Origin of the sequence: Thauera sp., from assembly GCF_047601425.1 — a bacterium.
GTDB lineage: Bacteria > Pseudomonadota > Gammaproteobacteria > Burkholderiales > Rhodocyclaceae > Thauera.
The window spans coordinates 755209-780090 of record NZ_JASGJL010000001.1 but is presented as its reverse complement, the minus strand read 5'-3'; the positions used below and the strand labels follow the sequence as shown (position 1 = coordinate 780090).

Genomic DNA, 24882 nt, shown 5'->3' with positions numbered 1-24882 from the left:
CGATCATCCCACAGCACGCGGCCAAGGGTGATACGGGCGGCTGCTCAAGGCCGCGGGCCAGCCGGACCGCGGCCGGCTGGCCCTTCGGAATACTTACTCCGATATCTTCTTCAGATTGTCGAGGCCGCCACGATAGACAGCGGTCATGGTCTTCGTCGCATCCTCATCCGTCGCCCCCGCAGCGGGGTTTGCGCTGGTGTCCTTGCGCTTGAACTCACCCCGCCAGACCACTTTGGTCTGGTTCGCGCCCTCCGACTTCACCGCAACGACGGATTCGTAGCTGCTGACCGGCAATACACCCTCCAGGATCATGTACTTGAAGGTCTTGCCCGCATCATCGTAGGAAAGCAGCTTTTCCTTGATCGTGCCGCCGTCCGGCAAGGTGATCACCCTCACCGCGCCGGCGGCGTTGTTGCTGCCTTCGACGATTTCCGTGCGTTGCGCTGCAGGATGCCAAGCGCCAAGGTCGTTGAAGTTCCTGACCTTGCCCCAGACCTTGTCCGCAGGTGCGGCGATGACGACCTGTTCCTCGACCTGCAGGCTTGGCGCATCGGCGGCAACCGAGGCCGCCGATACACCGAGAATGATGGGAGCGAGCCCGTGAATCAGCTTCATGCCTTGTCTCCTTGAGCGGGGCTGTTGTTTGTTATTCGCTGCGGTCCGTGCCGCGCGCAGGCATGGTGATCGGCGGTGGACGACAGGGTCAAGATTGGGGCATGAAAATCAAGAAATTCGCTAGAGGTGGCTATTCAAGGACTTGCCGAGCACGCTTGGCACCCGGCAGCATCGCTTTCATTCCAGCCGCAGGAAAGTGTCCCGGTAGTGGCGCAGCTCGGCGATCGATTCCTGGATGTCGGCCAGCGCAGTGTGCGCGCCTGCCTTCTTGACGCCGGCGTACACTTCCGGCCGCCAGCGCTTGGCCAGCTCCTTCAATGTCAACACGTCGAGGTTGCGGTAGTGGAACCAGGCTTCGAACTGCGGCATCCAGCGCGCGAGGAAGCGGCGGTCCTGGCATACCGAGTTGCCGCACATCGGCGAAGTCCGCGCCGGCACCCATTCCTTCAGGAAAGCCAGCATCTGCGCCTCGGCCTCGGCTTCCGACACGGTCGAGGCCCGCACGCGCTCGATCAGGCCGGACTTGCCGTGGGTGTTCTTGTTCCAGTCGTCCATCGCGTCGAGCACCGAGTCGGGCTGATGCACGGTGATCACCGGCGCTTCGGCGATGGTTTCGAGCTTTTCGTTGGTGAGGACGATGGCGATCTCGATGATGCGATCGCGGTCCGGCTCGAGGCCGGTCATCTCCATGTCCAGCCATATCAGCGTATTCGGGTCCTGTGCCATAATCCGTGCGCCTTCCTGTCGTGTTCATGCGAAAAATCAGAGGGCGCGATTGTGTCATAGAACGGGCCTGCGCCCTGCCGCCTCGCCCTCCATACACACCGACGACCGCCCCATGCAAGCCGAAACCCTTCCCTCCTTCGCCACCGGCCTTGCCGTCCTCTTCGTCGCCTTGCTGCTGCTGAGCCTAGCCGTCAGGATGAACCTGATGCGGCGCCAGATCCGCCACGTGCAGGCCCACCGCGACCACGTTCCGCCGGCCTTCGCCGGATCCATTCCGCTGGGCTCCCATCAGCGTGCCGCCGACTACACCGCCGCACGCACGCGGCTGAAGGTCGCCGAGATCGCCGTCAGCGCGCTGTTCGTGCTGCTGCTGACGCTGGGCGGCGGCCTGCAGGCGATCCATGATGCCTGGTCGGCTGCGTTCGTACCCGGTGGCATCGTCCATGGCGTGGCCCTGCTCGCCACGCTGGGCGTGCTGGGCTGGCTGATCGACCTGCCCTTCGTGCTGCTGCGCACCTTCGTCATCGAGAAGCGCTTCGGCTTCAACCGCATGACGCCGGCGCTGTTCGCCGCCGATTCCGCGCGCGAGGCGGTGCTGGCCGCGGTCATCGGCCTGCCGCTGCTGGCGGTGCTGCTGTGGCTGGCGTCGGCGATGGGCAGCCTGTGGTGGCTGTGGGTGTGGGTTTTCTGGATGGGCTTCAACCTGCTCGTGATGCTGGTGTGGCCGACCTTCATCGCGCCGCTGTTCAACCGCTTCACGCCGCTGGGCGACGAGGCGCTGAAGGCAAGGGTCGAGGGCCTGCTGGCGCGCTGCGGCTTCAAGTCGCAGGGCCTGTTCGTCATGGACGGCTCGCGCCGCTCGGCCCACGGCAATGCCTATTTCACCGGCTTCGGCGCCTCGAAGCGGATCGTGTTCTTCGACACCCTGCTCGACAAGCTGAACGCCGATGAAGTCGAGGCGGTGCTGGCCCACGAACTGGGACATTTCCGCCACCGCCACATCGTCAAGCGCTTCGCCCTCATCGCCCCCGCCAGCCTCGCCCTGCTCGCCCTGCTCGGCTGGCTGGCCGGGCAGCCGTGGTTCTTCACCGGCCTCGGCGCCGAGGCGACCGACAGTGCCACCGCGCTGGCGCTGTTCTTCCTGGCGCTGCCGGTGTTCACCTTTCCGCTCGGGCCGCTGATGAGCCACTGGTCGCGGGTGCACGAGTTCGAGGCCGACGCCTACGCCGCACAGCAGACGCAGGCCGCGGACCTCGTCAGCGCGCTGGTGAAGCTCTATCGCGACAACGCCTCGACGCTGACGCCCGATCCGCTGTATTCGCGCTTCTTCGACTCGCACCCGCCGGCGGCAATACGCATCGCGCGCTTGCAGTCCCTGTAGCACGATCCAAACCAGAGGAGACAAAAAATGGATATCCGATCACCGCTGCACGCTACTCTGCCGAGAAGTGTCGTTGCCAGCCTGCTGGCAAGCGCAGCACTGACGGTTAACGCCAACCCCTTCCCCGATGGCGATCCTGTCGAAGGCGAGAAGATGCACGCTGCACAGTGTGTCGAATGCCATGCCAGGCAGTTCGGCGGCGAGGACGGCTCCGCGATCTACACCCGCGCCGACCGCCGCGTGAAGACTGCCAGCGCCCTGTCGCAGCAGCTCACCACCTGTACGACGATGCTCAAGCTCGATCTCTTCCCGGAGGACGAGCAGCATCTCGCCGCCTACCTCAACCAGCACTATTACAAGTTTCAGTGAGCCACGGAAAACAGCAGCGCAAGAAAGGCGGCGGCGGTTCGGTCGACGGCCTCATCGTCGCCGCCTTCGGCCGGCACTACGAAGTCCTCACCCCGGAAGGCCGGCTGCAGTGCTACACCCGCGGCAAGAAGAGCAGCTTCGCCTGCGGCGACCGCGTCCAGCTCACGCCGGGCGGCGACGGCCAGGGCGTCATCGACTCGCTGGTTCCGCGCCGCAACCTGCTGTGGCGTTCCGACGCCTTCCGCGAAAAGCTGATCGCGGCCAACCTCAGCCACATCCTGATCGTCGTCGCCACCGAACCGGGCTTCTCCGACCTGCTGGTATCGCGCTGCATCGTCGCGGCGGAAAGCCAGGACATCACGCCCCTCATCGTCCTCAACAAGGCCGACCTCGGCGAAAGGCTGGATGCGGCGCGCAGCCAGCTCGCGCCCTTCCGCGCCCTCGGCTACGAGGTCATCGAAGTCTCCGCGATGCAAGGCGCAACCGGCCTGCTCGATCGCCTAGCGGGCCTGCAGTCCATCCTCGTCGGCCAGTCCGGCATGGGCAAGTCAACGCTGACCAATGCCCTGATCCCCGATGCCCAGGCCGCCACCCGCGAGATTTCCGAGGCGCTGGATTCGGGCAAGCACACCACCACTTTTGCCCGTCTGTACCCGCTGGAGCAATCCGGGGAAGGCACGGGCTGGCTCATCGACAGCCCCGGCCTGCAGGTGTTCGGCCTCGCTCACGTGAGTGCCGACGAACTGGCCGAGAGTTTCATCGAGTTCCGTCCGCTGCTGGGCCGCTGCCGCTTCCGCGACTGCCGGCACGAAGCCGAGCCGGGCTGCGCCCTGCTCGAAGCCCTGGCCGACGGCCGCATCGCGCCGCGCCGCTTCGAGCACTACCGCACGATCCGCAGCGAGATCGCCGAAGCGAAGCGCCTGAATCCCGGCTGGTGAGGCGCGGAGGAGCGCGCCGCAAGCACCGTCAGTTCGACTTCAGGAAATCGACGACGACGCGGATCTGTTCCGGCTCCATCAGCATCGGTGCATGGCCGACGCCTTCGAACTCGGCGATCTTCGCGCACGGCCCGCGCCGTGCCATCGCCTCCAGCGTCGCTCGTTCCAGCAGATCGGATTCGGCGCCGCGGATGGCCAGTGTCGGGCAGCCGATGCGCTCATACACCGGCCACATGTCGATGTCCTCGGTCGCGGGCGTGGCGCGGAAGACTTCGCCGATCGCCGGATCGTAGATCATGACAAAACCGCCATCCGGCCCGCCGACCGGCCGCACCGAGTAGCTGGTCAGGTGGTGCCACTGTGCGTCGGTCAGCGGCCCGAACGGCGCGCTGACCTCACGGATATAGGCCTCCGCCTCTTCCATCGTGGCAAAGCGAGGCGCCGTGCCGACATAGGGGCCGATGCGCTGCAGCGACACCGCGGTGATCACAGGGCCGACGTCGTTGAGCACCAGCCGGCGGATCGGCGAGTGGGGCAGGCTGGCGATCAGCATGCCGATGATGCCGCCCATCGACGTGCCGACCCAATCGACCTGTTCCACGTTCAGCCGCGCGATCAGCGCGATCATGTCCGACACGTAGAGCGGAAAACCGTAGTCCCCTTTCACGCCCAGCCAGTCGCTGCGGCCACGGCCGACCACATCGGGGCAGACGACCCGGTAATCGTCAGCCAGTGCCTGAGCCAGATCGTCGAAGTCGCGGCCGTTGCGCGTCAGCCCATGGACGCAGACCAGCACGCGCGGATTGTCGGCGTCGCCCCATTCGGCATAGGCCATGCGGTGCAGCCCGTGCGGGCCGATGCACTGCACATGGCGTTCGCGGACGCCATGCCGGGGACGGCGTGGCGGAGTCGGCGGTTCGAATGCGCGGCTGAGATCGGAGAACAGGGACATGATGGCTTCCTCGGATAGTCGCTTCGGAAGGCAGTCTAGCATCGTGCTGCGGATCGACCATCCTCGCCGGCCGCCCTCACCGGTCGCCCTCGCAGGTTGCACCTTACCGGCCATGCCAGTAGCGCGGCTCGCGCAAACGCTGTGCCGTCAGGCTTACTCCCGCCTCGGCATCGGCTGCGAACACCGCCTCCACCGCCCCCTGGCTGTCGGTGCGCCAGTTGCGCGCACCGGCATCTGCCCAGCGCGCCCAGACCAGGGGATGCGGATGGCCGAAAGAGTTGCGGTGCCCCACCGAATGGATCACAGCCTGCGGCAGCGTCGCATCCACCAGCGCGGCGGACGAGGATGAGCGGCTGCCGTGATGCCCGCTCACCACCACATCAGCCGCCAGCGCAGCCTCGCCGTGGCGCATCAGCAGCGCCTGTTCGCCCGTGGATTCGACATCGCCCAGCAACAACAGCACGCCCCTGGGTTGACCACGCGCAACACGCACGAACGGTCGTTGTCGTGCCGCCTGCCGGCAGGCCGTGGCGTGGCGCCGTCAGGGTGCAGGAAGGCGAACTCCACACCGTCCCAGTTCCAGCGCATTCCCGACACGCAGGGAGACACCAATGGCGCGTCATCGGCAATTGCCGCAGCATGCCCTGACGACCACCAATGCTCCACCGGCAGCGCCGCAGCGATGCTGCGCGCGCCGCCGACATGGTCGCTGTCGTCATGCGACAGCACCACACCATCGAGCCGCCCCACTCCCAGGGCCTGCAGATAGGGCAGCACGACCCGGCCGCCCGCATCGGCACGTGCGCCATAAGGCGGGCCGGTATCGAACAGCAGATCGTGTCCGGCCGTCTGCACATGTACCGCCAGCCCCTGCCCCACATCCAGCACCCGCACGACAAAACCGCCTGCCGCAGGGCGCGGCGGCGGCCAGGCGAGCAAGGCGACGACGACGGCCAGCGCCGCCAGCCTGCCCGGCGCGCCACGCGGCAGCATCGCTCCGGCCACCGCAAGCATCGCCAGAACCCCGAGCCACATCGGCGGCGCAGGCTGGCGCCAGTAGCCGGGCTCGAAGGCCGCCAGCCATTCGACCCAGACCATCAGCAGCGCCGTTGCCATGTGCCCCCAGTGCAGCAGGAAATCCAGCGGCAGCAGTGCCGCCAGCAGCGCGAGTGGCGTGATGACGAAGTTCACCAGCGGAATCGCCAGCGCATTCGCCACCGGCGACAGCAGCGGCAGCGACTGGAACAGCAGCACCAGCAGGGGCACCAGCGCGAGGCTGATGCCAAGCTGGACTCGCACCGCCGCACGCCAGCCGATCGTCCCATGCTGGCGTCCGCCCAGCACGAAGCCGATCGCTGCCACGGCACCGAAGGACAGCCAGAAACCCGCCGACAGGCAGGCCCAGGGATCGACGACCAGCACTACGAGCAAGGCCAGCGCCAGGACCCTGGAAGGCAGGATGGAACGGCCGCGGAACAGTGCGATGGCGACCACGAACAGCATGACCAGCGCCCGCTGCACCGGAATCCCCATGCCTGCCAGCAGGGCGTAGCCGGTACCGGCCAGCACCGCCGCCAGCGCCTGGGCCCTGCGCACCGGACAGCGCAGCGCCAGCCAGGGCAGCCTGCGCCATACACCGCCAAGCGCCATGCCGGCGACCGTCGCGATCAATGTTATATGCATACCCGAGATGGCAACCAGGTGAGCAACGGAGGTGCGGCGGAAGCTCTCCCACTGCTCCGGCGGAATACCCCGCTGATCCCCGATCACCAGCGCCACCAGAATGCCGCCATAGGGTGCATCCCCGAGCACGGCGCCAAAGCGCTCGCGTACGGCATTCCGCAACCGGTGCACTGCGTCCATCGGCCTGGCTGCTCCCGCTTCCGGCAACTGCTCACCGGCGCGCACATGGCCGGTCGCACGCAGTTCGCGTTCCAGCAGCCAGGCTTCGTAGTCGAAACCGCCGGGGTTGTAAAAACCGTGGGGGCGCTTGAGCCGGACGGTGAAGCGCCATCGCTCTCCCGGCTTCACCAGTGGAAGCGGCTGGGCCGCGCCGCGCGGCCTGTACCATGACAGCAGCAGATTGCCGGGTACGCCTTCGGCCCCCTTGTCCAGCTCGAAGCGGAAGCGCACGCCTTCATCCAGTGCCTGCGGAAGATCGGCAACGTATCCCGTCAGCTCGATGTCGACGCCTTCGAGATCGTTGCGCAGTTCATCCGCGAGCCGCCAGTCTGCACGCAGCGCCGCCCAGGCGAAGCCCAGCATGAAGGCAAGCCCGATTGCGGCAAAACCACGCACGAAGCGCCATGACACATGCGCCCTGCCTGCTTCGCCAGCCTTGCCATCGGCACGGTGCCTGCCGAATGCCCACAGCAGCCCGAAGCCTGCTCCGGCCAGGGCGACCGTCACGGCATCCGGCAGCTGCGCCTGCCCCTGCAGCAGCAAGACGCCTCCGGCAAAGGACAGGGCAAGCACTCTCATGGCGCCCGATATTGCCATCGTCATCATGACAATGGCAAACACCGCCAGCACTTCGCATCTGCTTACCGAATCGCGGCCGCGCCGCCTCACGGCATCGGCGGTCCGCTGCTACACTTCCGCGCCTCGAAGACCATGCGCAAACGACTCAAGAGCTTCCTGCCGGACCACGAAAGCATTCGCCAGAACCGCTGGCTGAGGCCGTTCTCGTCCACGCTGCTGCATCCCCGGCTATGGCACCTCAACCGCCACTCCGCGGCCGGCGCGGTGGCGGTGGGGCTCTTCTGCGGCTTGATTCCGGGGCCGCTGCAGATGCTCGGCGCGGCCGTCATGTGCGTGGCCTTCCGCGTCAATCTGCCGCTGGCCCTGCTGACCACGCTGTACACCAACCCGCTGACGATCGTGCCGCTGTACGTGCTCGCCTACGGTTTCGGCAGCATGGTGATGGGCCTGGACGGAGCGGGCTTCACTGCGCCGCCCGAACTCGACGGCATGAGCATTTCGCCCTGGATTCCCGCCCTCATCGACTGGATGGCCGGGCTCGGCAAGCCGCTGGCGCTCGGCCTGGTGATGCTCGCCGCCACGCTGTCGATCAGCGGTTATCTGGCGGTCCGCTGGGGCTGGCGGATCTGGCTGATCCGGCAGTGGCGCAGGCGCAAGGGCGCGCACCGCAAGCAATGAAGGGCATGGCGCAAACGGCCATGCCCTGCGGCGACTGGATCAGACCTGGAAGCGCCCGACCTGCTGACGCAGTGTCGCGGCCAGGTTTTCCAGCACTTCGGCAGTGGCCGTGGTCTGGTGCGCGGCGACGCTGTTGTCGCCCGCCATCGCTGCGATGCGCTCGACGTTCTGGGCGATCTCGTTGCTCGCCAGGCTCTGTTCGTTGAGCGCCACCGTGATCTCGCGCACCGCGTCCAGCACCTGCTGCGCACCACCGTGGATCTGCGCAATCGACTCGCCAGCCTGGTTGCTCAGCGCGACGCCGTCGCGCACGCGTTGCACGCCCTGCTGCATGGTATCGACCGCACGCTCGGTGCCCTGCTGGATGGCCTGCACCATGCTGGCGATCTCCTGCGTCGCAAGCGAGGTGCGTTCGGCCAGCTTGCGCACTTCGTCGGCCACCACGGCGAAGCCGCGTCCGGTCTCGCCCGCCCGTGCAGCTTCGATCGCCGCGTTGAGTGCCAGCAGATTGGTCTGATCCGCGATGTCGCGGATCGAATCGACGATCGTGGTGATCTGGCGCGACTTCTCGCCCAGCTCGCTGATCGCCTCGCCGGAACGGTCGACCGCCTCGGCGATGCGCTCCATTTCCTCGACCGAGCGGCGCATCACCGTGCCACCCTCTTCGGACAGGCGTCCGGAAGTTTCGGCCATTTCCTGCGCAGTTGCCGCGTGACGGGAGATTTCCTGCACGCTGACGGTCATTTCCTCGACCGCCACGGCGACTCCGGAGGCCGACTCGCTCTGCGCTTCCGAACCATCGGAAACCCGCCGGGCCGATTCCGAAAGCCCGCCCGCCGAGGAACCGAGCTGGGAAGCGCCCTGCTGAATTTCCCGGATCAGCACTGCAACCTCATCCGCCATCTTGTTGAACTGCTGGGCGACTTCCGCCAGTTCGTCCCGCGCCGAGAACTCGACACGCTCACGGTAGTCCCCGGCGGCAAAACGCTGCGCGCCCACCGACAATTCCCGTACCGAACGCAGGATGGCGAAGTAGATGCCGATGAAGAGATAGCCCGCAACCAGCATCGCCACGACCGACAGCACGATCTGCAACCGCAGTTGCCCCGACAGGCGATCGAGCCGCTCATGCAGCAGCTTGCCGGTCTGAGGGCGCAATACCTCGTTGAAGCTGCGCACCGCCGTGTCGATCGCGCCGGTGACGAGGCTGAAGTAGGCCGGCGCCGACAAGGTGAATTTCTGATCGACGATGTCGCGCATCACTGCGGTACGCACGCCGCCCACCGCCGCGGTGATCTCGCCGCGCATGCGTTCGAGCCCGCCCGCGAGCCCGGCATTTGCCTTGCCTGCACGCCCCAGGCGTTCGAGCAGATCCGCTTCGGTACGGCCGATTTCTGCCAGCAGCGCGATCACGCCGTGCTCGTCGCTGCGGGCCAGTTCGTGGCGGGCGATGATGTTGGTGCCGCGCGCCCGGAGCTGGCCCAGCCGTTCGCTCAGTTCGGGCAGCGAGGTCAGCAGGGGCGTGATCAGATTCGCACTTGCCGCTTCGGGATCGAGCGCGAGACCCGAGGCATCGCCGACGTCGCCGAGCCAGTGCAGCAAGCGGGCGATCACTTCGGTATGGGCGCGGAAGCTTTCCGGCCCGCCAAGCTGGATCGAGGTCCGTGCCAGGCGGTCCAGTTCGCTGCGGATCGGGGTCCAGGGCGCCTGCAGCGGCTGCCACAGAGGATCGGCTTCGATCGCAGCATCGAGCTTGCTCAGCGCGGCCTGCAGCTCCGTCGCCTTCGCGTCCCGCTGAGGCGCCATTTCACTGCTGCCGCCAAGCACGCCAGCACTCAGTCCACGGTGCTGCTGGGTCAGCAGCACCACGTTGAAACCAGCGTCGAACAGGGTGAGGCCGGCAATCTCGCGTTCGGCCACGTCCATGTTTTCACGCAGGCTGACGTAGACCTGGGCCAGCAGCGCCAATGCGGTGGCAAAGCAGACAAACATGATCAGCATGAACTTGAGGGGATAGTTCATGCGGTCGAGCAGGCGGATGGCCGGAACGAAGAGCGCTTTCATTGTTGTTCTACCCGCATTGGCACGGGCTCCGTTGATTGGGTCCTCATACTATCGGCCCCAATCTGGGTAACTTTATGAGGACGATCAATCCGGCGCCCGGGATTCGGCCAATGGGTCCATAAGTGTGACGCAATTCTCAGTTGAGCCTGCCGTCATCGAGCCGCAGGCTGCGCTGGGCGCGTGCAGCCAGTGACTCGTCATGGGTCACGATGACGAAGCTTGTCGCCAGGCGCTCGTTGAGCGACAGCATCAGCTCGAACACCGCTTCGGCAGTGCGCCGGTCGAGGTTTCCCGTAGGCTCGTCGGCCAGCACGCAGGCAGGCTGCGTCACCAGCGCGCGCGCGATCGCGGCACGCTGGCGCTCTCCGCCGGAGAGTTCGCCAGGCGCATGGTCGAGGCGGTGCCCCAGGCCAACCTCGCGCAGCATCGCCGCCGCCTGCTCGTCTGCCTCGGCCTTGCCGACGCGGCGGATGTAGAGCGGCATGGCGACGTTCTCCAGCGCGGAGAACTCGGGCAGCAGATGATGGAACTGATAGACGAAGCCGAGCGCCGCATTGCGCAGCCGCCCGCGCTCGCCTTCGGACAGCGTGGAGAAATCGCGTCCCATCAGCCGCACCGAACCGGCACTCGGCACGTCCAGTCCGCCCAGCAGGTGCAGCAGCGTGCTCTTGCCCGAGCCGGAAGCGCCCACGATCGCCACCCGCTCGCCGCGCCCGACCGACAGGCTCACGTTGTCCAGCACCGCCACCGCATCCGCGCCCTCGCGGAAATGCTTGGACAGGCCCTCGCAGGCCAGCACCGGCCCGCCCGGCTTGCTCGCGATTTCACTCATAGCGCAGCGCCTCCGCCGGATTCACCTTCGATGCCCGCCAGCTTGGGTACAGCGCCGCCAGCAGGGTCAGCACGAAGGACACCGAGACGATGCTGATCACGTCTGCCGCCAGCACTTTCGAGGGCAGTTCCTTGATGTAGTAGATTTCCTTGTTCCACAGCGTCGCCCCGGTCAGCGTCTCCAGCGCCGGAATGACGACGTCGAGGTTGCCGGCAATCGCCAGCCCGCCGATGACGCCGGCCAGCAGCCCGACCAGGCCGATGATCGAGCCCTGCAGCACGAAGATGCCCATGATCGAAGCCGGGCTGGCGCCCAGCGTGCGCAGGATGGCGATATCGGCATATTTTTCCTGCACTGCCATCACCAGCGTCGACACGATGTTGAATGCCGCCACCGCGACGATCAGGAACAGGATCAGCGTCATCATGGTTTTTTCCAGCGCCACGGCGCGGAAGAAGTTCGCATGGCTGCGCGTCCAGTCGTGGATCATCAGCCCCGGCACGGAAATCTGCATCGCCAGTTCGCGCGCCACGCGCGGCGCCGCGAAGAGGTCGTCGAGCTTCAGGCGCACGCCGCTCACCGCGTCACCCATCCGGTACAGCGCCTGGGCATCGGCCACATGCACCAGCGCCAGGCCGGAGTCGTATTCGTACATGCCGGCGTCGAACACGCCGACCAGCTCGAACTGCTTCACCCGCGGCAACACCGCGGCCGGCGTCACCAGGCCTTGCGGCGCGATCAGGGTGATCTTGTCGCCGAGCTGGACGCGCAGCGCCTGGGCCAGGTCGCGGCCGAGGACGATGCCGAAACGGCCCGGCTGCAGCGCATCGAAGCTGCCTGCCTTCATGTACTGGCCGAAGTCCGCCACCTTGTCCTCTTCGCTCGGGATGACGCCGCGCACCACGGTGCCCCGCACCCCTTCGTCGAAAGACAGCATGCCCTGTTCCTGCACGTAGGGCGCAGCGGCCTTCACCGCGGGATGGCGCATGGACTCATCGGCCACCTGCTGCCAGTCGTGGAGGCCGCCATCGAAGCTCTGCACCTGTATGTGCGAAGCCACGCCGAGGATGCGCGAGCGCAGCTCCTCCTGGAAGCCGTTCATCACCGACAGGACCACGATCAGCGCCGCGACACCCAGCGCGATGCCGAACATCGACACCAGGGAAATGAAGGAAATGAAGCGGTTGCGGCCCTGCGCCCGCTTGCGCGAGCGCGTGTAGCGCAATCCGACGAGAAATTCGTAGAGCATCGGTAAAGGTTCGGCAGGTCAGTCCGGCAAGCCCGGTATTGTGCCCGCGCGCGGGCGCTCGTGACCAGTCCGATCGATGTCGGACTGTAAGCAGGCACGGCGGCAGCACGCCCTTCGCTTCCGCCACGTTCCCCACCCTGCCCGGCGAAAGCAAGGGAAAAACACGATGGCAAAGCATGCCGCATGCCCCTACGCTGGCCCGGCCCCTTGCTTTCAAGCGCGAGGAAGCCAAGCTCAAGGGGCACGAGCCAAGCATCGAATCCGACCGCCTCGCCAAGGAGAACGACCATGATCCGTATCCTGCTGTTCGCTGCAAGCCTGCTGTTCGCACCGCTGGGCCACGCCGCCTACACCTCGATGTACGTGTTCGGCGACAGCCTGTCCGACAACGGCAATGCCTACGCCCTCAGCGGAGGTAGCTGGCCTGCCTCTCCTCCTTATGCGGGACGGTTCTCCGACGGCCCCACCGCCGCCGAACGTCTCGCCGGCCGGCTCGGCATCGATCTGCAGCCCTCGGCGGCCGGCGGCACCAACTTCGCCGTCGGCGGTGCCACCACCGGAACGCAGAACTACAACTACGAGATTTCGTCTCCGCAGCCGCTGCCGCCCGCACTTGGCCAGAGCGGAACACTGGCTCAGGTCGCGGGTTTCGTCGGTGGTGCGCCAGCCTTCGATCCGGCAAGCTCGCTGTTCATGCTGTGGGCCGCACCCAACGACTTCTTCCTCGCCCTCGGCACCGGCACCGATCTCGCCGCTGCGGCCCGCACCGCAGTCTCGAATCTGATCACCTCGATCGGGCTGCTCACCGGTGCCGGAGCAACGGACATTCTCGTGCCGAACATGCCGAATCTGTCACGGACCCCATTCGGACTCAGCCTGAACTTGCAGCAGCAGGCAGCGCTCGACGTGCTTTCGCGCAGCTTCAACGAAGCCCTCGCCGGCACGCTCGATCTCGCCCGCAGCGGCTCCGTCCCGGGCATACCCGGCGGATTGCGCTTGATGTCCTTCGATACCGCCGCCGCCTTCGACGAAATCATTTCAGATCCCGGCGCCTTCGGCTTCACCGACGTCACCACGCCTTGCATATTCTCGCCTGCTGGCTGCGAAGGCGCCCTGTTCCTCGACGGCGTCCACCCCACCACCACGGGCCACCGCCTGCTCGCGGACCGTTTCCTCGCCGCTCTCGCCGTCCCCGAACCGCCGACGGCTGCGCTGCTGCTGGCGGCGCTTGCAGGCGTGCTGCTGGTGCGCCGCCGTTCGCAATGAACGGATCAGCGGGCTGGCCTCGGCGCACGCTTCGCCGCCGGCATGCCGCTCTTGCGAGCACCAGGCGCCCGGCCATCGGCCGGCGCGCGCGGTGCAGCGGGCGGTCGCGCGCCCTTCGCCACCACCTGCGCGGGCTGCTGGCGCGGTACCAGGCAGTTCGGCCCGTTGCCGATCAGGTCGGCACGCCCCATGCGCATCAGGCCCTCGCGCAGGATCGGCCAGTTCTCGGGGTCGTGCCAGCGCAGGAAGGCCTTGTGCAGCTTGCGGATCTTGCCCGCGCGCGCAGTCTCGACCGTTTCCGAGTCCGCCGACACCTTCTTCAGCGGGTTCTTGCGCGAGTGGTACATCGTCGTCGCCAGCGCCATCGGCGTGGGCATGAAGGTCTGCACCTGGTCGAGGCGGAAGTTGTTCTTCTTCAGCCACAGCGCCAGGTTCAGCATGTCCTCGTCGGTGGTGCCGGGGTGGGCGGCGATGAAGTACGGCACCAGATGCTGCTTCTTGCCCGCCTGCGCCGAGAACTTCTCGAACATGCGGCGGAACTCCTCGTAGGCGCCGATGCCCGGCTTCATCATCTTGGAGAGGGTGTTCTCCTCGGTGTGCTCGGGGGCGATCTTGAGCAGGCCGCTGACGTGGTGCGTGACCAGTTCCTTGACGTACTCGGGCGAACGCACGGCGAGGTCGTAGCGCAGCCCGGAGCCGATGGTGATGCGCTTGACGCCGGGCAGCGCCCTCGCCTTGCGGTACAGCTCGACCAGCGAGGAGTGATCGGTGTTCAGGTTCTCGCAGATGCCCGGATACACGCAGGACAAACGACGGCAGTTTTCCTCGATCGCCTTGCTCTTGCAGGCCATGCGGTACATGTTGGCGGTAGGGCCGCCGAGATCGGTGATGTGGCCCTTGAAGTCGGGCGAATGGTCGCGGATGTCCTCGATCTCGCGCAGGATCGACTCGTGCGAGCGGCTCTGGATGATGCGGCCTTCGTGCTCGGTGATCGAGCAGAAGGTACAGCCGCCGAAACAGCCGCGCATGATGTTGATCGAGAACTTGATCATGTCCCAGGCCGGGATGCGCGCACCGCCATAGGCCGGATGCGGCGCGCGGGCATAGGGCCGGTCATAGACGAAGTCCATCTCGGGCGTGCTCAGCGGCTGGGGCGGCGGGTTGATCCAGACGTCGCGCGCGCCCGGGCCTTCGCCGTGGCACTGCACCAGCGCGCGGGCATTACCGGGGTTCGATTCGAGGTGGAACACCCGGGAAGCGTGGGCGTACAGCACCGCGTCGTCCTTGACCTGCTCGAAGGACGGCAGGCGGATCACGGTATGTGCGCGGTCGGCGCGGCGGGCGGCGACACGCTCGGCCGCCGGCACGATGCGCACCGGCTGGGCGCCATCGGCGGCGGGTTTGGGCGCGGCGGCAGCCGGTTCCATCGCATAGGGGTCGGGATGGGCGTCGATGCGGCCCGGGCGGTCGAGCGCCAGCGAATCCGTCTCGTGCCAAGCCGCCGACGGCCGCCAGCCCGGCTTGGCCATGAAGGCGGTGCCGCGCAGGTCGTGGATGTCCTCGATCGGCTCGCCCGCTGCCAGCCGCTTCGTCAGCGCCACCAGTGCACGCTCGGCATTGCCGAACAGCAGGATGTCGGCCTTGGAGTCAGGCAGCACCGAGCGCCGCACCTTGTCCGACCAGTAGTCGTAATGCGCGATGCGGCGCAGGCTGGCCTCGATGCTGCCGATGACGATGTTGGCGTCGGGGAAGGCCTCGCGGGCGCGCTGGGCGTACACCGTCACCGCGCGGTCGGGGCGCCTGCCGGCTTCGGCATTCGGCGTGTAGGCGTCGTCGGAGCGGATCTTGCGGTCGGCGGTATAGCGATTGACCAGCGAATCCATGTTGCCGGCGGTGATGCCGAAGTACAGCTCCGGCTTGCCCAGCGCGCGGAAAGGCTCGGCCGACTGCCAGTCCGGCTGGCTGATGATGCCGACGCGGAAACCGTGGGCTTCGAGCAGGCGGCCGACCAGCGCCATGCCGAAGCTGGGATGGTCGATGTAGGCGTCACCGGTAACGAGGATGACGTCACAGGCATCCCAGCCGAGCGCGTCCATCTCCTTGCGCGACATCGGCAGGAAAGGGGCGGCACGGTAGCCGGGAACAGCACCGTCGAGCAGGCTGGAAACCGGACTGGACAGCGAACAGGAAACCGTTGATCCGGCTTCGGAAACTGGCTTTTGACTCATGATGGGCGCCATTGTATCGATGCCTGCCCGAGCCTGCTCGTCCGCGAGTGTTACCAGAGGCGGGGGTCGGGCCTGTGGGCGATGCGTCGAGTACGCACCTTGCGCATGTCGGGGTGGGCCGGATTCAGCAGGTAGTTCCAGCCCACCGGCACCACCACCGAAGGTACCCGCATGAGCAGCGTGGCGCCCTCCTTCACCCACTCGTCACCCAGCGCCTGGCTTTCGGTACTGCCGACCGACCAATCCACATTGGTTGCGTCCCAGCCCGCAGGGGGCTCAACGACATGCGCCGCCGCCAGCAAGGCTGCAGACAGCCCCACCTCCACCGCGACCATGCCGCACGGCGGCTGGTATGGCGTATGGACACGCTTTTCGAGCTGCGCCAGTGCCAGGCTGTCCGCCAGATAGATCACCGGCGTGCCGACACTGTTCCAGCGCCCTCCCACCGTTCCCGCGCCATTGCCGGCGCAGTTGAAATCCTCCGCCGCACACAACACCATGCCGGTGTCGAAGTCGATCCAGTCCTGCGCCAGCCGCCACAGAATGGCCATCAGGCCGCGGTCCCCGCCATGATCCGGCGCAGCGCATTGATGACTGCCTGATGGCCGGGCGTGGTGGCGAGCAGTTCGATCGGCACCGCACCACCGAGGACCGGCACCGGTGCCGCGAGCCATTCCCGTGCGGCACCTTCATCGCCGAACACCCGTGCAGCCGCACGCTCGACGTCTATCAGCCGCGCCACCCGGTCGGAATCATCCTGCGACAGCGGCTTGCCCTCGCGCACACGGCGGTCATAGGTGGCGGGTGCCACGCCGAGCAATTGCGCCAGGCTGCGGCCGCTGCGGCCGAAACGATTGGCAAAACTGTCCAGCGAACCGACCTCGAAGCCTTCGCGTACCATGTGGTCGCGTTCGAGCGCGGACTTGGCATGCAGGTAGTGCTCGATACTGGCGCCTGAGGGCGTGTGGGCCAGCGCATACGCGGCGCCAGGCTCACGGGCGGCATGCAGAGTCTTCAACTTGCTCACGGCTCCCACCTTTGATCACTTGATCGACTGATTTCGATCAAGTGAACACCCATCATGCCCGATTGTCAAGTCTCTCCAACGCCTGCCCCATCAACACCAAGCCGTTTCACCGCCTGCGCCCGCGCCGTGGAACGGCCTCATGCTAGACTCGCGCGGCTTTCATCCATGCGCCTCCGATGCAGATCCAGCTCCTGATTCCCGGCCTGTTGTGGCCCGCTGCCACCTTGCTCGGTCCGGCCTCCGGGCTTGCACTGGACGGTCTTTCCACGCTGCTCGGCCGCGGACGGCGCCAGGTCCGCGAATTCGAACCCTACGACCGGCAACTCGCCCGCCTGTTCGGCCTGGACGGTCATGCGCTGCCGTTGGGCATGCTGCGCCGCCTGGGCGAAACGGATGCCGCGGAGCCAGCGCCCGGCAGCCACTGGCTGTGCGCCGATCCGGTCAACCTCTCCTTTGCCCGCGAACACCTGCTGCTGTACGCCTTCGCCGACGGCGAACTCACGACGGACGAAGCCCGCGGGCTGGTCGCCGCACTGAACGAAGTGTTTGCCGACCTCGGCCACTTCGAGGCCTGTACACCGACGCGCTGGTACCTGCGGCTCGACAAGCCCACCCGCAGCACGCTTTATCCGCTGGACGACGTCGTCGGCCGGCCGGTGAAGCACTTCCTGCCCGAAGGCGAGGACGCCCGGCTGTGGCAGCGCACCATGAACGAAGCCCAGATCGTGCTGCACAACCATGCCTCCAGCCGCGCGCGTGAAAATGCGGGCGGACGTGCCGTCGAACAGCCTGTGGCTATGGGGTGCCGGCGACCCGCAGACCAGCCCTCGCGCGCCCGCCAAGGCGGTTCAGGCCACCGATCCGCTCAGCCTCGGCCTCGCCCGTGCGGCAAACGTACCGGCAAGCGCCCCCGATCTCGCCCAGGCCTTGCGCCAGGACACCCTGGTCGTGCTCGATACACTGCGCAAGCCCTCGCAGCAGCTCGACCTCGACGCCTGGCGCAAAGGCTTGCAGGCTATCGAGCGCGACTGGTTCGCACTGCTGGCCGCCGCGGTGCAGGACGGCCGCGTGAAGACCCTGCGCCTTTGCGCACCGAGCGACCGCGGCACGCTGGACGTCGAGGTGCGCAGCGCCGAGCGCTGGAAGTTCTGGCGCAAACCCTACGCCTTCGACGCCCTGCTGAAATCCATCGCGCCGCCGCCACCGGATCTTCCGACTGCGCCGCCGCCCACGTCTTCCCCGACCGACCGATGACCCGCATCCAGTCCCGCCCCATCCCGCAGCAGGCATTCGGCCGCCTCGCCGACGCCGGCCTGCACCCGCTGCTCGCCCGCCTCTACGCCGCCCGCGGCATCAGCCGCGCCGACGAGCTCGACACCAGCCTCAAGCACCTGCTGCCGCCCGAAGCCCTCACCGGCACCGGCGAAGCCGCGCAACTGCTGGCCGACGCCATCGAAGCCGGCGCACGCATGGTCATCGTCGCCGACTACGACTGCGACGGCGCCACCGCCTGTGCCGTCGGCATGCGCGCGCTGCGCGCCTTCGGCGCCGACGTGCATTACCTGGTGCCGGACCGCGTCACCCTCGGCTACGGCCTGACCCCGGCAATGGTCGAGATCGCCGCGCGGCTCGAACCCGACATGCTGATCACCGTCGACAACGGTATCGCCAGCGTCGAAGGCATCGCCGCCGCGCGTGCGCACGGCATGGCGACGCTGGTCACCGACCACCACCTGCCGGGCGACGAACTGCCCGACGCCGACGTCATCGTCAATCCCAACCAGCCCGGCTGCGACTTCCCCAGCAAGGCGCTGGCTGGCGTCGGCGTCATGTTCTACACCATGCTCGCGCTGCGCGCCGAGCTGCGCGAACGCGGCGCCTTCGCCGGCGGCAAGGAACCCAACCTCGCCGACCTGCTCGACCTCGTCGCCCTCGGCACCGTCGCCGACGTCGTCAAGCTCGACCGCAATAACCGCATCCTCGTCGCCCAGGGCCTCGCCCGCATGCGCGCCGGCCGCCTGCAGCCCGGCATCCGCGCACTGTTCTCGCTCGCCGGCCGCGACCCGGCGCGCGCCAGCACCACCGACCTCGGCTTCATGATCGGTCCGCGCCTGAACGCCGCCGGCCGGCTGTCGGACATGAGCCTGGGCATCGAATGCCTGATCACCGACGACGCCGGCCGCGCCATGCAGATTGCCCAGGAGCTCGACCGGCTCAACCGCGAGCGCCGCAGCATCGAAGCCGGCATGCAGGAAGAAGCGCTCGCCCGCCTCGCCGGCAACGGCGGGATCAGCGCCGGCAGCCGCGCCACCATCGCGCTGTTCGAACCCGACTGGCACCAGGGCGTGATCGGCCTCGTCGCCAGCCGCATCAAGGAAAGACTGCACCGCCCGACCATTGCCTTCGCCCGCAGCAGCAACGGCGAACTGAAAGGCTCCGGCCGCTCGATCCCCGGCCTGCACCTGCGCGACGCGCTCGACCTCGTCACCAAGCGCCACCCAGACCTGATCGCGCGCTTCGGCGGCCACGCCATGGCCGCCGGCCTCACCATCCGCGAAGCCGACCTGCGCCGCTTCGACGAAGCCTTCGAGGAAGTCGTCGGCGGACTGCTGGACCCCGCCCAGCTCGAACACCGCATCGACACCGACGGCAGCCTCGAGCCCGGTTATTTCGCCCTCGACGCGGTGCGCATGCTCGAAAACGAAATCTGGGGCCAGGGCTTCCCGCAACCGGTTTTCGACGACGTCTTCCGCGTCGAGCGCCAGCGCGTGCTGAAGGACAAACACCTCAAGCTCGAACTGTCGCGCGGCAGCACCCGCTACGAAGCGATCCGCTTCAACCATGCCGACGGCGCCGCCGGCCAGATCCACGCCGCCTACCGGCTGGGCGTCAACGAATACAACGGCGTGTCGAGCGTGCAGTTGATGCTGGAGCACTTCGAGGCGGCCTGAGCGCCGGAGTCCCCGCAAGGCAAACGGGCGGCCCCTTTCATTGACGGGTTAACCCATTCCCTCGCCATTTCCCGCTCGGCCCGGAAAGGGATGATGGCGCGGCCATGACGATCATGCCGGCATCCATCACCCTCACACGTCGGCGTACTCTCCCAACGCCTCGAGCAAAGGCCCAAGATAGTGCTCGTAGTGCTTCCAGCGCGCCACCGAACTCTTGTAGATCGGCTGGCGAACCTGGGTCACGCTTGCCGTCCTGACGCTTCTTTCGGTCTTGTGGAAGTCCAGGCAGGCATCGTTCCAGGGCAGTCCGGCGAAATCCAGCAGGCGGCGTGCCTGCCCTGGAAGATCGGCCACCACCTCCTCGTACTGCACCTCCAGGAAGCTGCCGGCCGGCAGAACCGCCCGCCAATGCGCCATCAGGCGGGCGTACATGGCGTAGTGCCGGCCCAATTCAGCCAGATCGTAGGTTGCCTCCTGATGGCGGTTGAACAGGCGCGTGAAGCAGGACACGCACGTATCCACCGGATTGCGGCGGACATGAACGATCCTGGCCTTCGGCAGCATCAGGGGAATCAGGCCGAGCACCAGATAATTCCCCGGCATCTTGTCGGTGATCCGGCGGGCGTCTGGCGCGCGCCTTTGCAATCTTTCCACGTATTCCCTGCCCCAGCCGCTCAGCGCTTCGCCGTCGACACCTGCGAGATTCTCAGGAAAGGGAACATCGTTCGACGACGACTGGCAAACGCTCAACAAATCGCGCAATTCACCGGCCCCGAAAACATCGGGATGGCTGGCCAGAATCTGTTCCGTCAGCGTGGTTCCCGAGCGCGGCATGCCAAGCACCAGGATCGGCACCTCGGAAACGTGGCCGCCGCCCCAGTGACGCTCGATGAAAGCCTTGTCGATACAGCGCATGATCCGCTCGACCCGCTCCTGATCGAGCAGCGGGTCGTAATCCAGCTTGCTCCGCTTCAGGCGGGCGCCTTCGAGAAAATGGGGGAAGGCCTGATCCCAGCACTTCAAATCGTCGTAGGCCTTGCCCAGGGCGTAATGCAGGGAGATGCGCTTGTTATGGCCTTCTTCCGACGGCAGATGGTTCAGGAGCCAATCCACGTGCACGTTGTCAGGCTGCACCCGGCGCATCTGCACCATCTGGAAATGCGCCCCGAGGTTGTCGGGATCGATCGACAGCGCCCGCTTGAGCCAGCTTTCCGCCTCGTCGAGCCGGCCCTGCTCGACGCGCAGATTGCCCAGGCCGGCCAGGCCGTCGACGTTCTCCTCGTCCAACCGCAGCGCCTCCATGTAAGCGGCCTCGGCAGCTTCGGGCTGGTCGGTTTCAACCAGCGACGACCCGAGCCAGACCCAGGCATTGACGTTGTCCGGCGCCACCGCGGCGGCCTTTCGCAGCAGGCCGATGGCTTCCTCGACGCGCCCTTCCTGATGAAGAACCATGGCCAGCCCGACCAGGGCCTCGGGGTACTCCGGGCGCAGTTGCAGGGAGCGTTGCAACAGGCTCGTCGCCTCCTCGTTGCGCTCCTGCCGGAAACGCGCCAGCCCCAGATTGCACAGCGCCTCCGGGTAATCCGGGCGCAGCGTCAGCGCCCGCTCCAGCGGCTCGATGGCTTCGTCGTGCCGGCTGTCCTCGACCAGCACCGCGCCGAGATTGGACAAGGCTTCCAGATAGCTCGAGTCCACCGCCAGCGCCTTCCGATACCACTCGATGGCCGCCGGCTTGTCCTTGCGCACGCGCAGCAGGCTGCCCATGTTGTTCAAGGACTGCACCAGCCCGGGCGCCAGCGCCAGCGCCCTTGCGTGGCAGCTTTCCGCCCGCGCGTGCTGCCCGGCGTCGAAACAGGCCAGACCGAGATTCGACCAGGCGGCGGCCGCCGAAGCATCCTGTTCGGTGGCACGCTCGGCCAGCGCAAGCGCACGCTCGATCTGTCCCTGCTGGCGGCACATCTCGCCTAGATTGCTGAAAAACAGCGGAACGTTCGGGGCCAGCCCGATGGCCTTGTCGATCAATGCCATGCCGCGCGCGGCATGGCCCGCCTGATAGGCGACGACCCCCAGCAGATGCAGCGCATGCGGGTGCTCCGGCTGCCCCTGCAGGATCTGCCGGAGCAACTGCTCCGCCTCCGGCAGGCGCCCGGCCGTCTGCAACTGCGCCGCCCGCTGCATGGCCTGCTCCGGCGTCAGCATCTGGCCTCCCTGACCCGCCGGCGCGGCATCCGGCGTGCCAGCGGACAAAGCCGGCGCCCGGCGTGGCCGCGGCGCCTCGAGCGGGCGCGGCATAGGGAGCGCGGACAAGGCTTCGCGCAAAGGCTGCAAGGCTGAATCCCAGTCGCCGAAAGCCCGTTGCCGGAAAATCCGCAGGCTCGGATACCACGGACTGTCCGTCCGCTGGCGCAGCCAGCGCCATTCGTTGTCGAAACGGTCGAGCATCCACACCGGACGACCCAGGGCACCGGCCAGATGCACCAGCGCCGAATCGACGCTGATGACCAGATCGAGTTCGCCCAGCAATGCGGCCGTATCGCCGAAATCGCTCAACTCGGCCGTCCAGTCCAGCCAGTCGACTCCGGCGGGAATCGCCGGCGGCGTCTCCTGCGGCGCCCACTTTTGCAGGCACACCCAGGTCACCCGCGCATCGCCCGCCAACAGCGGAATCAGGCGCTCGAAAGGCACGCTGCGCCGTTTGTCGCTCTGATGCTCCCGGCGGCCAGCCCAGGCAATGCCCACCCGCAGGCGGCCGGGGGCGGCGGATTCCAGCCGCTCCCGCCAGTGTTGCGCCACCTTGGGCGGCACCTTCAGGTAGGGAACCTCTGCCGGAACCGTGTCGGGACGAATCTGCAAGGCACCGGGCAGGGACATCAGCGCGCACTGGAAATCCCAATCCTGCCCGGCGGCATCCACAGGCGGCATCCGGGTCAGCGTCATCAGGATTTCGGGGAAGCTCCATTCGATCAGGCGCTGGGTCGGCGGTGAGCAGGCAAAACCGATCCGGGCGAAACGTTCCGCCAGCACGGGCAGGAAACGAAGCATCTGGAACGTGTCGCCGAAGCCCTGTTCGGTAACGAGCAGCAAACGCTTGTTCTTCGTGCCCGCCTCGCCGCGCCAGACAGGCAGCGGGCATGGCAGCCGCTTGAACTTGCCGGCACCAGCCTCGGCCGATCCCGTCCAGCGCGCTTCGTAGTTCTCCCAACCAGCCGCCCAATCACCCAGCTTGAGCTGGGCCATGCCCAGATTCAGGCGCGCCATCGCCATGTCCGGCGCCAGCTCGACGGCGCGCGCGAAATCGCGCGCGGCCTCGTCCATCCGGTCCATGTCCTGCAGCACGAAACCGCGGCTGTTCAACGCCGCCGGAAAGTCGGGACGCAGCGCCAGCGCCCGGTCGTAGAGCGCCAGCGCCTCGTCGAGCCGCTCCTCGCGATAGCGCGCGATCCCCAGGTCATGCAGTTGCTCCGGGGCTTCCGGCGCAGGCTGGGTAAACAACGCCTCGGCGCCGTCCTGCGGCCGGAATTCCCGGACGATCTCGAACAAGGGGCGCAGATGGCGGGCGAAATGCTTCCAGCGCGCCAGCGAACTCGTATAGATCGGCCGTCTGACCTGCGCCACGCTGGCCGTTTTCACCAGACGCTGATTCTCATGGAAGCGCAGGCAGCGGTCATCCCACGGCAAGCCGGCGAATTCGAGCACGCGCCGCGCCTGCCCTTCCGTGTCGGCCACCATCTCCTCGTAAGGCAGATCGAGGATCGTGCCGGCCGGCAGCACCCGGCGCCAGTGGCGCATCAGGGTCATATAGCGCACGTAATAACGGCCCAGCGTGCCCTGATCGTAGGCAAAGGCCATGGTGTCGTTGAACAGCCGCGAGAAACACGAAAAGCACGAATCCATCGGATCGCGCATGGCGTGGATGATCTTCGCGTGCGGCAGCGCCAGATGGATCAGACCGAGGTAGAAGAAATTGGCCGGCATCTTGTCGGTGATGAAACGCCGCTCCGGCGCATGCCGCCAGGCGCTGGCCAGATAAGCCTCGCCGAGCGCCCGCAAATCTTCCTCGCCGAGCAGGGTGACGCCGGCCGGAAAGGGTTTTGCATTTTTCTTGCCAGTCGCCTGCATGACCGCCGTGTTCAGGTCGGTCAGCTCGCCCGCGCCGTAGACATCGGGATGGCTACACAGAATCTGTTCGAGCAGGGTCGTCCCGGAGCGCGGCATGCCGACGATGAACACCGGCGTGCGCCGCGCATCGGCGGCTCCCTGCCAGGTCTGCCGTTCGGCGAAGAATTCTTCGTCGAAGGTGGAGATGATCGCGCGCAGCATCTCATCCGCCGCCGCTTCGTCCATCGGCTGCATGGCGTGTTGCAGCCGGTTCCCCGTGTCGTAGGCGGCAAATGCCCGGTCGAATTGGCCGATATCGTCCAGCGCCTTGCCCAGGGCGAAAGCGTGGCGGATACGCATGGCGGCCGGCAGCGCCGAAGCGCGCCCGGAGATTTCCTCCAGCATCGCCAGGTGCGGATCGTCCTGGGTGTATTTCTTCAGGGACGACAGGTTGTAATGCGCCTCGACGAAATCGGGGCGCGCCGCAATGGCCTTGCCGAAGGCCTCGCGCGCATCGTCCAGCCGGCCCTGCTCGCTGTAGATCGCCCCGGTGTTGTTCTGCGCCTCGGCATGGCCCGGGGCGATGGCAACGGCCCGTTCATAGGCCGCCAGCGCGGCCGCCTTATCCTCGCGCTGCTCCAGCACGCTGCCCAGGTTGTTCCAGGCAAGGTTGTGCCGCTCGTTGATCTGCAATACCCGCCGGTAAGTCTTGATCGCCTCTTCCTGCCGGCCGGCGTCGGAGAGCGCCAGCGCCAGGTTGTACAGGGCATCGACATCCCCCGGCAGCAGCTTCACCGCCTTGCGGCCGGCGGCCACGGCCTTGTCCAGAGCGCCGGCCCGGCGGTGCATCTCGCCGAGATTCCTGACGTAAAGTCCGATCCTGCCATCGATGGCGGTGGCCGCTTCCAGGCACTGCACGGCCAGCGGCAGGTCGCCGCGCTCGAAAGCCAGCAGCCCAAGGGCATGCCAGGCCGCGTGGTCATTGGGGTTGGACTGCACGGCAGCCCGCAATGCTTGTTCGTTCAAA

Annotated in this window: 18 protein-coding genes and 1 pseudogene; 7 read left to right on the top strand and 12 right to left on the bottom strand. The window is 67.0% G+C overall.

What is annotated here, in order from left to right; genetic code table 11:
- Window positions 1-93 precede the first annotated feature (93 nt).
- Both QM748_RS03790 and orn read right to left on the bottom strand, forming a co-directional pair.
- Complete coding sequence (locus tag QM748_RS03790; RefSeq protein WP_415245719.1) at window positions 94-615, bottom strand: SRPBCC family protein; 522 nt, start codon at window positions 613-615, stop codon at window positions 94-96.
- Between the two features lie 177 nt (window positions 616-792).
- Window positions 793-1341, bottom strand: a complete 549-nt coding sequence (orn, locus tag QM748_RS03785) for an oligoribonuclease (RefSeq protein ID WP_415245718.1) — start codon at window positions 1339-1341, stop codon at window positions 793-795.
- 112 nt (window positions 1342-1453) lie between these two features.
- Between orn and QM748_RS03780 the strand changes: the two genes are divergently transcribed.
- Genes QM748_RS03780 through rsgA form a run of 3 tightly spaced genes read left to right on the top strand, consistent with a single transcriptional unit; the run spans window position 1454 to window position 4029 of the window.
- On the top strand, window positions 1454-2722 hold the full coding sequence (locus QM748_RS03780) for a M48 family metallopeptidase (RefSeq protein ID WP_415245717.1): 1269 nt from the start codon (window positions 1454-1456) through the stop codon (window positions 2720-2722).
- Window positions 2723-2749: 27 nt separating this feature from the next.
- Window positions 2750-3091 carry a cytochrome c gene (locus QM748_RS03775; protein WP_415245716.1) on the top strand — a complete coding sequence of 114 codons (342 nt, stop codon included), beginning with the start codon at window positions 2750-2752 and terminating at the stop codon, window positions 3089-3091.
- A complete protein-coding gene (gene rsgA, locus QM748_RS03770) occupies window positions 3088-4029 on the top strand; it encodes a ribosome small subunit-dependent GTPase A (protein ID WP_415245715.1) in 942 nt (313 codons plus the stop codon). Before QM748_RS03775 ends, rsgA begins: the two co-directional genes overlap by 4 nt.
- A gap of 28 nt (window positions 4030-4057) precedes the next feature.
- Here rsgA and QM748_RS03765 read toward each other — a convergent pair whose 3' ends face one another.
- The 3 genes from QM748_RS03765 to QM748_RS03755 all read right to left on the bottom strand — a co-directional run bounded on the left by QM748_RS03765 (window position 4058) and on the right by QM748_RS03755 (window position 7462).
- Window positions 4058-4981, bottom strand: coding sequence for an alpha/beta fold hydrolase (locus QM748_RS03765; RefSeq protein ID WP_415245714.1), 924 nt, complete (start codon window positions 4979-4981; stop codon window positions 4058-4060).
- 103 nt (window positions 4982-5084) lie between these two features.
- On the bottom strand, window positions 5085-5438 hold the full coding sequence (locus QM748_RS03760; RefSeq protein ID WP_415245713.1) for a hypothetical protein: 354 nt from the start codon (window positions 5436-5438) through the stop codon (window positions 5085-5087).
- Window positions 5393-7462 (bottom strand): DNA internalization-related competence protein ComEC/Rec2, encoded by a 2070-nt coding sequence (locus QM748_RS03755; RefSeq protein WP_415245712.1) that lies wholly within the window; start codon window positions 7460-7462, stop codon window positions 5393-5395. Before QM748_RS03755 ends, QM748_RS03760 begins: the two co-directional genes overlap by 46 nt.
- A gap of 132 nt (window positions 7463-7594) precedes the next feature.
- On the opposite strand from QM748_RS03755, the gene QM748_RS03750 reads away from it, so the two are divergent.
- The gene (locus tag QM748_RS03750; RefSeq protein ID WP_415245711.1) at window positions 7595-8140 is read left to right on the top strand and encodes a DUF2062 domain-containing protein; all 546 of its coding nucleotides are present in this window, start codon (window positions 7595-7597) and stop codon (window positions 8138-8140) included.
- A 39-nt stretch (window positions 8141-8179) separates the two neighbouring features.
- On the opposite strand, the gene QM748_RS03745 is transcribed toward QM748_RS03750, so the two are convergent.
- The 3 genes from QM748_RS03745 to QM748_RS03735 form a co-directional block, all read right to left on the bottom strand.
- Window positions 8180-10204, bottom strand: a complete 2025-nt coding sequence (locus QM748_RS03745) for a methyl-accepting chemotaxis protein (protein ID WP_415245710.1) — start codon at window positions 10202-10204, stop codon at window positions 8180-8182.
- Between the two features lie 136 nt (window positions 10205-10340).
- Window positions 10341-11036: a lipoprotein-releasing ABC transporter ATP-binding protein LolD gene (gene lolD, locus QM748_RS03740; protein ID WP_415245709.1), complete on the bottom strand. Its 696-nt coding sequence runs from the start codon at window positions 11034-11036 to the stop codon at window positions 10341-10343.
- Window positions 11029-12285 (bottom strand): lipoprotein-releasing ABC transporter permease subunit, encoded by a 1257-nt coding sequence (locus tag QM748_RS03735; RefSeq protein ID WP_415245708.1) that lies wholly within the window; start codon window positions 12283-12285, stop codon window positions 11029-11031. The genes lolD and QM748_RS03735 overlap by 8 nt, the downstream gene beginning before the upstream one ends.
- Window positions 12286-12573: 288 nt before the next feature.
- Between QM748_RS03735 and QM748_RS03730 the strand changes: the two genes are divergently transcribed.
- Complete coding sequence (locus QM748_RS03730; protein ID WP_415245707.1) at window positions 12574-13551, top strand: SGNH/GDSL hydrolase family protein; 978 nt, start codon at window positions 12574-12576, stop codon at window positions 13549-13551.
- Window positions 13552-13556: 5 nt separating this feature from the next.
- Here the strand turns inward: QM748_RS03730 and QM748_RS03725 are convergent, their stop codons facing one another.
- The 3 genes from QM748_RS03725 to QM748_RS03715 all read right to left on the bottom strand — a co-directional run bounded on the left by QM748_RS03725 (window position 13557) and on the right by QM748_RS03715 (window position 16806).
- Complete coding sequence (locus tag QM748_RS03725; protein WP_415248013.1) at window positions 13557-15662, bottom strand: YgiQ family radical SAM protein; 2106 nt, start codon at window positions 15660-15662, stop codon at window positions 13557-13559.
- Between the two features lie 167 nt (window positions 15663-15829).
- The gene (locus tag QM748_RS03720; RefSeq protein WP_415245706.1) at window positions 15830-16330 is read right to left on the bottom strand and encodes an RES family NAD+ phosphorylase; all 501 of its coding nucleotides are present in this window, start codon (window positions 16328-16330) and stop codon (window positions 15830-15832) included.
- Window positions 16330-16806 carry an antitoxin Xre/MbcA/ParS toxin-binding domain-containing protein gene (locus QM748_RS03715; protein WP_415245705.1) on the bottom strand — a complete coding sequence of 159 codons (477 nt, stop codon included), beginning with the start codon at window positions 16804-16806 and terminating at the stop codon, window positions 16330-16332. The genes QM748_RS03720 and QM748_RS03715 overlap by 1 nt, the downstream gene beginning before the upstream one ends.
- A 176-nt stretch (window positions 16807-16982) precedes the next feature.
- Between QM748_RS03715 and QM748_RS03710 the strand changes: the two are divergent.
- Both QM748_RS03710 and recJ read left to right on the top strand, forming a co-directional pair.
- A pseudogene (locus QM748_RS03710) lies at window positions 16983-18060 on the top strand (hypothetical protein).
- A complete protein-coding gene (gene recJ / locus QM748_RS03705) occupies window positions 18057-19757 on the top strand; it encodes a single-stranded-DNA-specific exonuclease RecJ (protein WP_415245704.1) in 1701 nt (566 codons plus the stop codon). The pseudogene QM748_RS03710 and the gene recJ overlap by 4 nt, the downstream one beginning before the upstream one ends.
- Window positions 19758-19889: 132 nt before the next feature.
- Here the strand turns inward: recJ and QM748_RS03700 are convergent, their stop codons facing one another.
- On the bottom strand, window positions 19890-24881 hold the full coding sequence (locus QM748_RS03700; protein ID WP_415245703.1) for a sulfotransferase: 4992 nt from the start codon (window positions 24879-24881) through the stop codon (window positions 19890-19892).
- Between the last annotated feature and the right edge of the window lies 1 nt (window position 24882).

Excerpts from the sequence above, each read along its gene's own strand:
- QM748_RS03790 (WP_415245719.1), bottom strand. The coding sequence starts at position 615 with ATGAAGCTGATTCACGGGCTCGCTCCCATCATTCTCGGTGTATCGGCG.
- orn (WP_415245718.1), bottom strand. The coding sequence starts at position 1,341 with ATGGCACAGGACCCGAATACGCTGATATGGCTGGACATGGAGATGACC.
- QM748_RS03780 (WP_415245717.1), top strand. The coding sequence starts at position 1,454 with ATGCAAGCCGAAACCCTTCCCTCCTTCGCCACCGGCCTTGCCGTCCTC.
- QM748_RS03775 (WP_415245716.1), top strand. The coding sequence starts at position 2,750 with ATGGATATCCGATCACCGCTGCACGCTACTCTGCCGAGAAGTGTCGTT.
- QM748_RS03765 (WP_415245714.1), bottom strand. The coding sequence starts at position 4,981 with ATGTCCCTGTTCTCCGATCTCAGCCGCGCATTCGAACCGCCGACTCCG.
- QM748_RS03755 (WP_415245712.1), bottom strand. The coding sequence starts at position 7,462 with ATGAGAGTGCTTGCCCTGTCCTTTGCCGGAGGCGTCTTGCTGCTGCAG.
- QM748_RS03750 (WP_415245711.1), top strand. The coding sequence starts at position 7,595 with ATGCGCAAACGACTCAAGAGCTTCCTGCCGGACCACGAAAGCATTCGC.
- QM748_RS03745 (WP_415245710.1), bottom strand. The coding sequence starts at position 10,204 with ATGAAAGCGCTCTTCGTTCCGGCCATCCGCCTGCTCGACCGCATGAAC.
- lolD (WP_415245709.1), bottom strand. The coding sequence starts at position 11,036 with ATGAGTGAAATCGCGAGCAAGCCGGGCGGGCCGGTGCTGGCCTGCGAG.
- QM748_RS03735 (WP_415245708.1), bottom strand. The coding sequence starts at position 12,285 with ATGCTCTACGAATTTCTCGTCGGATTGCGCTACACGCGCTCGCGCAAG.
- QM748_RS03730 (WP_415245707.1), top strand. The coding sequence starts at position 12,574 with ATGATCCGTATCCTGCTGTTCGCTGCAAGCCTGCTGTTCGCACCGCTG.
- QM748_RS03725 (WP_415248013.1), bottom strand. The coding sequence starts at position 15,662 with ATGTCGCGCAAGGAGATGGACGCGCTCGGCTGGGATGCCTGTGACGTC.
- QM748_RS03720 (WP_415245706.1), bottom strand. The coding sequence starts at position 16,330 with ATGGCCATTCTGTGGCGGCTGGCGCAGGACTGGATCGACTTCGACACC.
- recJ (WP_415245704.1), top strand. The coding sequence starts at position 18,057 with ATGACCCGCATCCAGTCCCGCCCCATCCCGCAGCAGGCATTCGGCCGC.